A 12,642-nucleotide genomic window follows, 5' to 3' on the forward strand; every position below is an offset into this window, starting at 1 on the left:
AAAATATTTTCTACATTATTTTTCATAAAAAACTGAATATAAACCCTTTGTAATATTTATTTAAAAATAAAAAATTCTAGTGGCTCAACTACTTTAGACACTAAATCATTCTTAACCTCAAAAGTATTACTATCTAATGATTGTATAGAAATTGTATTTTTATCAAACTCAATATAAACATCTACATTTTCTGTAAATTCAAATTTTCGCCCTTTAATAATCACTTCTTTTACCCCAAACAGTAAACATTTATTTTTTTTAAAGAATTTTTGACTTGCATCTGTTATAATTTCTGATGTTGTTTTCCATCCGTTAAAATCAAGAATATTACTTTCTTCATCTATTCTGTCATCAAATTTAGAGAACGGAAATAATATAGTAATAAAATTAAAATCTTGAGTCTCTTTCTTTTCAACTACACTCCATTGTTTTCCCCTTGCTCCATCAGTAGTAATTTTATCAACTTTATTTAATTGATAAATATCTAAACCTGATCCATTAGAAAAACTAGATCTCAATAAATTTGGTGCATTTTCTAAACTATAATGTCCTTGCCAAACTTGTTTATAAACATGCTTTTTGTCTGATGAAAAATTATCTTTTACAATCCAAAAATCATTTTCTATATTAATGACTTGTCTTACATATTTTACACCAATATTTTCGAAGCCATCATGAGAACCAATAAAAACTTCTAAATCTTTGTTTTTTTGAAAACCAATAACAGTCGGTTTTGGCAACTCTTTAAATTTACCAAATCCGCTTCCTCCTTTATTAGAAGAATATTGTTTACCAATTAATTCATCGTCAACTAAAGCCACATTTTTAGTCATCGAATTTTTAAACAATTCTAAATCTTTTAGAGAGTAACGAACTTGATAATTCGGTAAAATCACATTTTCGTTAGCAAAAGCTTGAATGCCTAAAATATCTCCATGCTGATGATCTGGCTTTTTTTCGTCTACACCCGCAGAAACAACTAACATTTTATCTTTATTTGCCCAACCTTCTCTTAAAATATAATATCCTGTTTTAGGAAAATCATACGATTTAAAATCTGGTTCTACTTCTTTGATGTTTTTAAGATTTTCTAGCTGATTTTTACTAGTGTACCAATACATCTTTCTGCTAATATTATTGTTTGCAAAATATCCAAAAGTTGGATTCTCAAACAATAAAAAACCTAAAGTTAAAGCATCAGAAATATCATTTGTTTCTGCCCAAGGTGTATCTGTATCATCAGAAAAAACAGGTGCAGATTTATCCGGAAAAGCAATTTTAGTTAACGTACCGAATAAAGACTCTAATTTTTTGGTCCAAAAATCATCCACTTTTATATTACTGTTTTTTGCTAGTTGATATACGTAAAAATAGTTACCAATATCACTTATATGATAATGCACTGTTCTCTCGAACTGAAAACCATCTTCGTTTATTTCTTTACGCATGTGTTCTGCTAAAAGTGTCATAGAATGCTGATACCAAACATCTGTATCTACAAAATCTCTTAACAAAATAGAAACCATTGCCAAAGCAGACAAACCTCTTGTTTGATGATTACCCGATTTAAATTCTTGATTAATCTCAAACAAATAAGAAGCATGTTGCAATAAAGTAGCAATTGTTGTTAACTGATCTTCATCTGAATATGCTTTTTCACCTAAAAATAAATTATGAATTTCTAGCCAATTCAAAACTCTGTAACCAGATCTAAAAGCCTCATAAACTCCATTACCATCTTCTATAGTTTCAAACTTATTTTCTTTTAAAGCAACATTTAAAGATTGCATTTGTTCTGTAAAATAATCGATATATTTTGTATCTTTTTGTTGATAAAAATAATAAAATGCAATATCAATCATTTTATGCTGACGTGCCAAATGTCTTAAAGCATATGCATTTACAGGTTCTCCATTTTGGTAATTAAACGGTAATTTCCATTTTGGATTTGAAGAAAATTTCCCCAAATGATCTAAAGCTCTTGAAGTATGATTTTCTTCTGCATCTTGATATAATTTTGAATAAGCTTCAAAACGTTTATCAACCGTTTTATAATCGTAATAGTAACGTTCAGAAAATTGATCTCTAAAATAACTAGCTAATTTTTCTGGTGTAATTTTTCCTTTTTCAGACAATTGTTTTTTTACATCATCTTTTAAAAAATTAGCTAATTTAGATACCTTTATAATCTTTTTTGCAGGTATTTTTTGTCCGTAAACGGAAATTGAAAAAAATACTAAAAATAAAAATTTACCGATCTTCATAATAATTACAATTCTTTATAAACAAAAAAATCCTACAAAGTTTTTAGGCCTTGTAGGATTTTTTAAAATCAATTTTATTAATACATTAATTTCATCACTAAGTTTTCTTCAGTTTTTATTTTTCCTGAATTACTTAATGTGTTATTAGATTCAACATTGTTTTTTGCTCCCCATAAAATAGAAACAAAATCAACTTTATTATTTTTAAATGTATTGTTTGTAATATTTACATTTACAATACCTCTATGGTTTAATAAAATTCCATTTTTTTCTTTGCTTCCACTATTTGTAAAAGTACTATTAGCAACTAATAAATTACCACCAATTGTAGACTCATCATAACCACCTCTATAGTAATCTATAACATTTTGTTTAACGTTGGTAAACTCACAGTTTTCTATCGTTAAATATTCTGTATTATAATCTCCTCTATCATTTGTTTCTTCCGATAATTCAATACCGTTTTCACAATTAGATATTTTAGAATCTTTAAATGTAATTTCTTCTGCAAAGGTTTGTTTATAAGCTTTTAATACAAAATCAAAATTATTAATATCACAACCTGTAACAGTTAAACCAAAATGGTTAGACATTTTTTCTTTTAAGTCAGAAAAAGCTTGTTGTTTTCCGTTTCCTGTAAGTACAATATTTTTAATATTTAAAATACCATAAGGATTTAATTCAAATACCGGAGTATTAGCTGCGCCTGTAAAAACTATTTCAGATTTTTCATTTTCTTTTGATTTAATTGTAATTGATTTATTGATTACAATTGATTTTGCTACCGAATATTTACCAGCACTTAAAACAACAACGTCTCCTGGTTTTGCTTTAGCAATTGCTGCTTCTAACTCTCCTTCCGTAGCTGCAACTTCAATAACTGTAGGTTCTTTAGCCTCAACAACATTAGAGTACCAATCTGCACCATATTTTGTTTTGTCTAAAATATCTGGATTTTGAAATTCTCCTGAAATTGTAGCTCCTATAGAATTAGAACTTGCTCTAGAGTTTCCAAAAAGATCTTTAGTAATTGTTTCAAAACCAAAACCTTGGTAAACATCAAAATCTTCTGTTAACTTAGGTAAATAAATGTTTTCACTTACTTTTGTTAACTCAAAACTAGTTGGCGTAATTCTTTTTTCATTACCAAAAGCAACTCCTTGATTGTTAATAACATTACTTACAAACTTAACACCATCAGCTTTGTCATGTTCTATAATAATATCTTTATCACCTTTACTGTTGTATATAACATTATTAGCAACAACGGTTCTTAATGCTCTTGCAGAACGAATCTCTGATTTAGGTAAAACTGCTGCCTGAGCAATGTTTGTTCCTACTCCAAATTGCCAAGGAGATTTACTATCTACATACGTATTATAAGCAACAACAACATCTGTTACTTGGTTATATCTATTTAATGGAGATTTAGGAATACCATTCATTACCGCTAAAGGACTTCTAAAGTTCTCACCAATAATTTTATAAAAATAGTTATTGATAATCCAATGACCTGTATTTACAATTCTTATTCCTCCGTAGTTTTTATTTACACCATCTCCAATAAAGTAATTACCATCAATTGTAGCATAATTTCCATGACGAGTTACCACAGAACCTTCACTTTTATAAAAAACATTGTTACGAATAACATTAAAATTTGTTTTACTAGAAATAATTTCTACCTCACCATTACACTCTTCAAATAAGTTATTTGCAATTGTTGTATTACTTGGCGACATTGATGTAAAACTACTTCCTAATTGAATAGTTTCTCCTCTTGCACCACCTTTTCTAGGCCTTGGTCCAAAATGATTATTTACAATTTGGTGATAATTTCTAATACTTTGGTTTCCTTTTAAATCTACTCTAACCGTTGGTCCCCCATTTGTTTTACCAGCAAGGTAACAGTTTTGTAATGTATTATGCGTTCCGTAAAACTGAACCCAAAGATCATCTTTATCCCTTTGCTCTTGATTAAAATCTAAAATCACACAATTAGAAACACTAGAGTAATTCGCAACTTTTTCACTATCAATTCTAAAAGCAATAGCATCTTTAGTTGGTGTATAACCTTTTCTAAAATAAAGTCCACTCACATTAAGGTAAGAACCTCCTATTTCTAAATTAGAAACACCTTCTATAAAAACTTCTCCTGGTGTTTCTGCTCTTAAGTTAATAGGATTTTCTTCTGTTCCTTCTCCAATAAACTCAATTTGCACATCTTTATAAGTACCATTTTTGATAACAATATCATCTCCTGGTTGTGCATTTTTTGCTGCATTGATTAATTCTGAAGGTGTTGAGACAACAATACTTTGTGCCACTTTTTCGTTACTACAAGATACCACTATAAGCAACATAGCAATAATTAATAAGGATTTTTTCATTTTTTTAGTTAATATGTTTAAATAATCTGTTCTAAGTTGAGTAAAAAATAAAAGAGGCTGCTAACTCTAATAATTTATTTATTACTATAAAAAATTTAATTGTACTAATAATAAAATAAGAGTTTACTTATTTTTAAAAAATCAAACTAAGCTAAATAAATAAGGGATTTCTTTTTAAGATAAAAAATTGAAACACCATTTATAAGTAATTTTATGTACAATTCAATAAATTGGTTTACCAATTCATTAAGCCAAATATACTGCTAATATTGAAATCAAAAAAACTATTTTAGCTTAAATAAATCTTTTTAAAAATGAAAATTATTAAATGGGGTATTATCGGTTGTGGAGATGTAGCAGAAGTTAAAAGCGGACCTGCTTTTAACAAGGTTAAAAACTCTAAACTAATTGCTGTAATGAGAAGAAATGCAAAAAAAGCTGAAGACTTTGCAATAAGACATAAAGTTCCTCTTTGGTATAATTCTGTTGATGAATTGCTAGAAAATAAAGAAATAAATTCAGTTTATATAGCAACTCCGCCTTCTACTCATTTAGAAATAACTAAAAAGTGCTTAATTGCTAATAAATATATCTATTTAGAAAAACCAATGACGCTTAATTTTTTAGAAGCTGAAAATTTAAACGAATTGGTTACTAACCAAAATAAATTAGTTGTTGCACATTATAGAAGAAAATTACCTGCTTTTATAAAAGTAAAAGAATTGATAGACAATAGAGCAATCGGTAAAGTTTTACATGTTGACCTTCAAATACTACAATCTAAAAACAATAATGTAATTGTAAAAACAGACGATAATTGGCGTTTGCAACCAGAAATATCTGGTGGTGGTTATTTTCATGACATTGCTCCACATCAAATAGATTTAATGTATCATTATTTTGGTGAAATTAAAAAAGCAGAAGGTTTTACTACCTCATTACAAAATAATAAAGTCGCAGACATTATAAACGGAAGTATCGAATTTAAAAATGGAATTCAATTTAAAGGAATCTGGAACTTTAATGTTTCTGACAAAGAAGTAAAAGATCAATGTAAAATCTATGGAGAAAAAGGTGTAATTACTTTTTCTTTTTACGGAGAAAAGGTTTTTCTTTCAACTATAGAAAATGAAACTATTTTCAATTTTGAAAACCCTGTAAACATACAAAAACCGATGATTGAAAGTACTATTAATTATTTTTTAGAAAAAGAAGAAAATCCTTGCTCTATAGAAAGCGGTTTAGTAGCAATGAAAATTATAGATCAGTTTACTAAAAAGTAAATGCTAAGTTTATTTAACATAGCATTTTAATACTTTTCTAATTTCGCTTTCCTTTTTAAAAACGATAAAATATAATCCTTTCGTTAAATCAGAAACATCTAATTCTTCATCACTTAATCTATTTTCTATTTCTATTTTTCTTCCTGAATTATTAAATAATTCAACCAAATCATAATCATCAACATTCTTAAATTCTATTTCTGAGGATGAATTTGACATTAACAACACTCTTTCTGCTTTTTCTTTTAAAACATCTACAGAAAGTAATCCTTTAATTTCGTTGATGCTAAAATCAGCATATTTTACAATTTCATCTTGTAAATCCTCTTTACTTTTTAAACTTCTGTAAATACCCCATTTTGGTCTTGCAAATTCTGCACCATCTTGCCAAGTATCTAAAGGGCTGTTAGAGTAATTAAAAATTTCTTTATCATCAGAAATCCTTTTTATAATTACAGAATAACTACCAACATCATCAAACTTAACAAACTCGATAACTTCTACCCAATTACCTTTAAATAAATCTAAACTTACTGTTTTTAACGTGTTCTGTTTCTTGGTTGCTGTATATCTTAATTCTAGTTTATCTGGATTTCCTTTTCTAAGTGTAAAAGAAATCATAGGAATTGATGCATAAGGCCCTCCAACAACTTTTAATTGATGAATGTGTGTAAAATCAGAAGAAGTTTTAAAGTTTTCTGGCAACTTAAATTTCCATCGATATTCTACAGTTTCCCCTTTTTCTGCTTTTAAGTTTTCTGGTGAATCTGAATATGATTTTATTTCATTTCGTTGTCTATCAAATTTTTTACAACGATCATTATCTGGTGATACATGTATATGAAAACGAAAAACATTTTTATTTAAATCAGTATCAAAAACTTCATCTATATGATTACCAAAATCTGAGTGACTACAATCTGGAGCTTCTACAACATTTCTATTTGGATTGGCAAAAACTGAATTTATCAATTGATAAGTATCACCAGGCCCGTCTGAATTTAATACAACTTGTCCATTAATCAACTGTGAAATTGAAACACAAAATAGAGCAAAAAGATAGTTTTTCATAAACAGTAAATTATTTATTGTTTTAAACCAATGTTTTCTATTTCGTTATTCTTTTTTAATAAATCTGATTTTTCACTAGGGATAAAAAGCACATCATCTTCCCATTTCGGGTTCTTATATATAATATCTTTTTTTTCTGCTCCATTGCTCACTTTTACAAAACCACTTTTAAATATCAAACAATTAGATATTATATTTTTTGTTCCTTTTAATGAGATTGGAGTTTCCATTTTAAAACTACCCTCAAAAACAGAGTTGGTAATTTCTACATTATGTATTCCTTCTGATCTAATTATTTTCCCTTTTTCTTCATTGTAAACATTGCTAAAAACTGAATTTTTTACAATTAAATTTCCACCAGGAAGTTCTGGTGATAAAATTTTTCTGTAATAATTAATAGCTGCTTCTTCTATATTCTTAAAGACGGTATTATCTATAATTATATTATTTGCATTAAACTTACCCATTTCATCTTTATCATAAGATAAATTTAAACCTCTATAATTATCTTCAATTCTAGAGTTTATAAAACTTAAAGTATCTGCTTTTGTACCATTGTATGCTTTAAACACACTTCCTCCATCTTTATTTGTAAAGTTTTTAAAAGTAACATTGTCTACAAATAAATTATAAAGTTGTGCTTCTAGTTTATCAGGTGAAACTATTGCATATTTTAAGTTAGAAATTTCTCCGTCTAAAATTGCATTATTAAGATGTAAAGTAACACCTTCATTTACTCTAAATAAATAACTAAGTGGTTTTTCTAAGTCTTTTTTAGCTGTAATTATTGTAGCTCCTCCTTTATCACCAACTATTGTAATATTTTTGGAAACTTTAATTGATTTTTCTAGAATATACTCTCCTGTTTTTAATATTAATATAGAACCAGGATTTGCTTTACTAATAACCTTTCTCAATGTTTCTACACCAGGCTCTACAATAATTTCTTCTGCTTTTGCTACAGGTTTTACAATTTTTAATTTCCAACCAGTACCTGCTCTTAAAGTTAATGCTTTTGGCAATTTATTTGCATCTAAATTAAAAGCACCTGCATTAAATGTTTGTCTTGTTGCATTTGTAATATCTTTTATAGCACTTTTATCATTCTTAGACACTTGCAATAATCCAGCATTATTTGCTGTTGGCACAGGAAAAGAACCTATTTCTTTCCAATCTACTTTTGTAGAAATAAAACCATTTAAAACCTCAGAAGTAGGAGCATCTATATAATTACTACTAAACGTAACTCCATCAACACTGTCTTCAAAAATGATATTTTTACTAGATTTTGTATTAAATATTAAATTATTTGAAAAATTAGTACTTAAAGGTGCTAGAGTTTTTTCTTCATCTTTTCCTGCTCCAAAAGTTATTGGTCCAGAATTTATGATTGTGTTATTTTGAATATCTACATTTTTTACTTGAAGATATCTATTTAAAGGAGTATTCGGTACTCCATTCATAACCACTAACGGACCTCTATACCCATCACCTGTTAACCCTATTAGGTAATTATTTCTTACAATATGTCCTTCATTAATAATTCTAATACCTCCTGTTTTAGAAACTCCATTACCAATAAATACATTTCTTTCTACCAATGCATTATTACCATGTCTAAGAGTTAAAGTACCTTTACTTTCTACAAATAAATTATCTCTAAATACATTATCGCAAGATTTGTTAGAAACAATTTCTATTTCTCCATCACAGTTTGCAAAAACATTTCTTTCAACTAAAGTTTTAGAAGATTTCATAGAATTTTCACTTGTACCAATTCTTATGGTTTCTCCACCATTTTTACCTAAATCCTCTCTTTCTCCGAAGAAGTTGTTATCTATTCTATGGTTATTTTCTACATGTTCATCTCCTTTTAACCAAACAACTAAAGTTGTTCCTTCACTAGTTTTACCTGTAAAATTGTTATGATCAACTCTATTGTTTTTTCCCCAAATATCAACCCAATGATCTTTTAAGCCAGCATTATTTTCAAAATAAGTTATTGCTGAATTAGTCAATCTACAATTATTAGCAAAAGTTTTAGAATCTTTTTTAAATTGAACAACAGATTTATAAGAAGAGCTACCATCCTTAAACCATAGACCACTAACTATTACATACTCTCCATAAATATTTAAAGTAGAGTTTCCAGAAATAATTACTTCTCCAGCAGTTTCTGCTTTAACAATAATTGGTTTACCTTCTTCTCCATTACCATAAGCATTTAGTTTAACATCTTCCCAAACACCATTTTTTAAAATAATAACATCTCCTGCTTTTGCTTCTTTTATAGTTGAATTATATTCTGTTATATTAGAAACTAAAACTTCTTGAGCTTTTACTTCTAAAGAAAATAAAGATAAAACTGTAATAATTATAAAAACTATTCTATTCATAAAATTAAATTTTGATTGTGTTTTATTTATAAATCAAAAAATGAACCAATTTTATTTACGTCACCTTAATCTTATTAAGCAACAATACAATTGGTTTACCAATTTGGTAAACCAAATATATAAACATTTGTTGAATAAAAAAAATTACAACTTAACCTCATTTAGTGAATTATTTTAAAAAAAACTCAAAACTATAAACAAGACCTTTAACAAGAGGTTTTTTTTTAATAATAAACCTTTTTATATTTAAATTATTAATTTAAAGAACTATTTTGAATATCTAAAATATATTACTTCTAATCAATATTGATGATATTACATATAAAATATATTTTGCTTCCCTACCAAGATTAAATTAATTAACATAATGTAAAAATTAATTTTAAAAAAAATCAAGTTAAATAACTGTTTATAAGCCCCTTTTTTCAGCTTCAATTATTTAACAAAAACTCCGAAGAAAAAAAACATAAAAAAATCAAAAAAAATTTGTCAGAACCATAAAACATACTATCTTTGCACCGCTCTAAACAATTAGATGTTTACAGCAAAGTTCTAAATAAAATAATGACTGCGAAAGTAGCTCAGGGGTAGAGCATCACCTTGCCAAGGTGAGGGTCGCGGGTTCAAATCCCGTCTTTCGCTCTATTTAAAATATACCAATGCTGAAGTGGTGGAATTGGTAGACACGCTGGACTTAAAATCCAGTGGTCAGTAATGGCCGTATGGGTTCAAGTCCCATCTTCAGTACAATAACCGTTGATAATCTAATGATTTTCAACGGTTTTTTGATTTTATGAGGTTAAAATTATATCAAATTATATATAAAACTGCCTGTCTATTTGCTGATTTAATGATAGAAAAGTTTCTATTTTAGAGACTCCTTTGATTGTTTTAATTTTAGTTTCTAATAGATTCATTAAGTCTTGATCATTCTTACATATTACTTTAATAAAAATCGTAAAGTTACCTGTAGTATAATGGCACTCTAAAACTTCTGTAATATCTTTTAATCTTTTTATCACAGAAGGCAATAAAGTATCTGTATCTAAATAAATCCCTATAAAAGCTGTTCTAGAATAGCCTAATGATTGATGGTTAATTCTCATTTGATAACCATCAATAAGCTTTGCCTTTTCAAGCTTCCTTAACCTTTGATGAATAGCCGCTCCAGACACGCCCGCCTCTCTAGCAATGCTTAAAATTGGTGTTCTAGCGTCTTTTATAAGACCCCTAATAATTTTTTTATCAATTCCATCTATTTTCATATTATTTTTTAATTATAAATATAAAAAAAGAGAATACATAATGTATTCTCTTTTTTTATATTTAACAAAGTATTTTATTTCATTTCAAAATCTTCCATAAATTTAGTAGTGTAATTTCCTGCTACATAATCTGGATGATCCATTAATTGTCTATGAAATGGAATCGTAGTTTTTACCCCCTCTATTACAAACTCATCTAAAGCTCTTTTCATTTTATTAATTGCCTCTTCTCTTGTTTGAGCAGTAGTAATTAACTTAGCTATCATAGAGTCATAATTAGGCGGAATCATATAACCAGCATAAACATGTGTATCAACTCTTACACCATGACCTCCTGGTGAGTGAAAAATTGTGATTTTTCCCGGAGCTGGTCTAAAGTTATTAGAAGGATCTTCCGCATTAATTCTACATTCTATAGAATGCATTTGAGGAAAATAATTTTTCCCAGAAATAGGAACACCTGCCGCAACTAATATTTGTTCTCTAATTAAATCATAATTAACAACTTCTTCTGTAATTGGATGTTCTACCTGAATACGAGTATTCATTTCCATAAAGAAAAAATTTCTATGTTTATCAACTAAAAATTCTACAGTACCTGCACCTTCATATTCAATAAACTCTGCTGCTTTTACAGCTGCTTCTCCCATTCTATTCCTTAAATCATCTGTCATAAAAGGAGATGGAGTTTCTTCTGTTAACTTTTGATGACGTCTTTGAACAGAACAATCTCTTTCTGATAAATGACAAGCTTTTCCGTAAGAATCTCCAACAATTTGTATTTCAATATGTCTAGGCTCTTCAATAAGCTTCTCCATATACATATCGTCGTTACCAAAAGCAGCTTTACTTTCGTGTCTAGCAGAATCCCAAGCATCTTTTAAATCTTCTTTCTTCCAAACCGCACGCATTCCTTTACCACCACCTCCAGCAGAAGCCTTTAGCATTACAGGATAACCTGTTAATTCAGCAACTTTTTCACACTCTTCAAAGTCTGTGATAACACCTTCACTTCCAGGAACACAAGGTACACCAGCTGCAATCATGGTAGATTTTGCATTTGCTTTATCTCCCATTTGATCTATCATCCCACCCGTAGCACCAATAAATTTAATATTATGTTCTTCACATAATCTAGAAAATTTAGCGTTTTCAGATAAAAATCCATAACCTGGGTGAATTGCATCTGCATTTGTAATTTCTGCAGCTGCAATAATATTAGCCATTTTTAAGTATGATTCTGAACTTGCTGCAGGACCAATACACACAGCTTCGTCTGCAAATCTTACATGTAAGCTTTCTTCATCTGCTTTTGAGTAAACCGCCACAGTCTTTATACCCATTTCCTTACATGTTCTAATAACACGAAGTGCTATTTCACCTCTATTGGCAATTAATATTTTTTTAAACATAATTGTTTTAGTTAGTTTGATTAGTAAATTAGTAGAAAAAGAAACCTAAGTTTCTTTTATAAATCTTCTAAAATACTATGATGGATCTACTAAAAATAAAGGTTGATCAAATTCAACTGGAGAAGAATCATCAACTAATACTTTAACAATTTTACCTGAAACTTCAGATTCAATTTCATTAAATAACTTCATTGCTTCAATAACACAAACGGTATCTCCAACATTAATAGCAGTACCTACTTCAACAAAATTTGGTTTGTCTGGAGAAGGTTTTCTATAAAAAGTCCCTATAATAGGAGACTTTACAGTAATGTATTTAGACTCATTACTTTCTGTATTAACATTAGAATCTACAGGAACAGTTATTTGAGTTGCTACAGGAGCAGCTGCCTGATGCATATTAGGAATAGGAGCAGCTTGTACAATTGTAGTTTCTGTCTTATCACTACCTGTTCTAATAGTAATTTTAATATCTTCCATTTCTAACTTTACCTCGCTTGCGCCAGATTTTGCTACAAATTTTATAAGATTTTGAATTTCTTTAATATCCATACTACTTAT

At 28.4% G+C, this 12,642-nt stretch carries 8 protein-coding genes and 2 tRNA genes; 3 read left to right on the forward strand and 7 right to left on the reverse strand.

Annotation, left to right across the window (positions count from 1 at the left end; genetic code table 11):
- Window positions 1-56: 56 nt before the first annotated feature.
- Together ACJJVY_RS07785 and ACJJVY_RS07790 are read right to left on the reverse strand one after the other, a co-directional pair.
- Window positions 57-2,264, reverse strand: coding sequence for a heparinase II/III family protein (locus ACJJVY_RS07785; protein ID WP_405606581.1), 2,208 nt, complete (start codon window positions 2,262-2,264; stop codon window positions 57-59).
- Window positions 2,265-2,341: 77 nt separating this feature from the next.
- Window positions 2,342-4,654 (reverse strand): chondroitinase-B domain-containing protein, encoded by a 2,313-nt coding sequence (locus ACJJVY_RS07790; protein ID WP_405606583.1) that lies wholly within the window; start codon window positions 4,652-4,654, stop codon window positions 2,342-2,344.
- A 314-nt stretch (window positions 4,655-4,968) separates the two neighbouring features.
- Here ACJJVY_RS07790 and ACJJVY_RS07795 point away from each other — a divergent pair, with 314 nt between their 5' ends.
- Window positions 4,969-5,937 (forward strand): Gfo/Idh/MocA family protein, encoded by a 969-nt coding sequence (locus tag ACJJVY_RS07795; RefSeq protein ID WP_405606585.1) that lies wholly within the window; start codon window positions 4,969-4,971, stop codon window positions 5,935-5,937.
- A gap of 9 nt (window positions 5,938-5,946) precedes the next feature.
- Here the strand turns inward: ACJJVY_RS07795 and ACJJVY_RS07800 are convergent, their stop codons facing one another.
- Both ACJJVY_RS07800 and ACJJVY_RS07805 read right to left on the reverse strand, forming a co-directional pair.
- Window positions 5,947-7,008, reverse strand: a complete 1,062-nt coding sequence (locus tag ACJJVY_RS07800; RefSeq protein WP_405606587.1) for a heparin lyase I family protein — start codon at window positions 7,006-7,008, stop codon at window positions 5,947-5,949.
- A gap of 14 nt (window positions 7,009-7,022) precedes the next feature.
- Entirely contained in the window at window positions 7,023-9,404 is a 2,382-nt protein-coding gene (locus tag ACJJVY_RS07805) for a polysaccharide lyase 6 family protein (protein ID WP_405606589.1), read from the reverse strand.
- Between the two features lie 570 nt (window positions 9,405-9,974).
- Between ACJJVY_RS07805 and ACJJVY_RS07810 the strand changes: the two genes are divergently transcribed.
- Window positions 9,975-10,046, forward strand: a tRNA-Gly gene (locus tag ACJJVY_RS07810).
- Between the two features lie 19 nt (window positions 10,047-10,065).
- A tRNA-Leu gene (locus ACJJVY_RS07815) sits at window positions 10,066-10,151 on the forward strand.
- A gap of 68 nt (window positions 10,152-10,219) precedes the next feature.
- On the opposite strand, the gene ACJJVY_RS07820 is transcribed toward ACJJVY_RS07815, so the two are convergent.
- The 3 genes from ACJJVY_RS07820 to accB form a co-directional block, all read right to left on the reverse strand.
- Complete coding sequence (locus ACJJVY_RS07820; protein WP_405606591.1) at window positions 10,220-10,669, reverse strand: Lrp/AsnC family transcriptional regulator; 450 nt, start codon at window positions 10,667-10,669, stop codon at window positions 10,220-10,222.
- Window positions 10,670-10,743: 74 nt separating this feature from the next.
- Entirely contained in the window at window positions 10,744-12,081 is a 1,338-nt protein-coding gene (gene accC, locus ACJJVY_RS07825; protein ID WP_405606593.1) for an acetyl-CoA carboxylase biotin carboxylase subunit, read from the reverse strand.
- Window positions 12,082-12,156: 75 nt separating this feature from the next.
- Complete coding sequence (gene accB / locus ACJJVY_RS07830; protein ID WP_405606595.1) at window positions 12,157-12,633, reverse strand: acetyl-CoA carboxylase biotin carboxyl carrier protein; 477 nt, start codon at window positions 12,631-12,633, stop codon at window positions 12,157-12,159.
- Window positions 12,634-12,642: the final 9 nt, after the last annotated feature.

The organism is Polaribacter sp. Asnod1-A03 (assembly GCF_045063585.1).
In the GTDB taxonomy this organism is placed as follows: Bacteria; Bacteroidota; Bacteroidia; order Flavobacteriales; family Flavobacteriaceae; genus Polaribacter.

What these genes read in the sequence shown, in the direction of transcription:
- ACJJVY_RS07790 (WP_405606583.1), bottom strand. Translation starts at nt 4,654, where the DNA reads ATGAAAAAATCCTTATTAATTATTGCTATGTTGCTTATAGTGGTATCT.
- accB (WP_405606595.1), bottom strand. Translation starts at nt 12,633, where the DNA reads ATGGATATTAAAGAAATTCAAAATCTTATAAAATTTGTAGCAAAATCT.
- ACJJVY_RS07785 (WP_405606581.1), bottom strand. Translation starts at nt 2,264, where the DNA reads ATGAAGATCGGTAAATTTTTATTTTTAGTATTTTTTTCAATTTCCGTT.
- ACJJVY_RS07820 (WP_405606591.1), bottom strand. Translation starts at nt 10,669, where the DNA reads ATGAAAATAGATGGAATTGATAAAAAAATTATTAGGGGTCTTATAAAA.
- accC (WP_405606593.1), bottom strand. Translation starts at nt 12,081, where the DNA reads ATGTTTAAAAAAATATTAATTGCCAATAGAGGTGAAATAGCACTTCGT.
- ACJJVY_RS07800 (WP_405606587.1), bottom strand. Translation starts at nt 7,008, where the DNA reads ATGAAAAACTATCTTTTTGCTCTATTTTGTGTTTCAATTTCACAGTTG.
- ACJJVY_RS07805 (WP_405606589.1), bottom strand. Translation starts at nt 9,404, where the DNA reads ATGAATAGAATAGTTTTTATAATTATTACAGTTTTATCTTTATTTTCT.
- ACJJVY_RS07795 (WP_405606585.1), top strand. Translation starts at nt 4,969, where the DNA reads ATGAAAATTATTAAATGGGGTATTATCGGTTGTGGAGATGTAGCAGAA.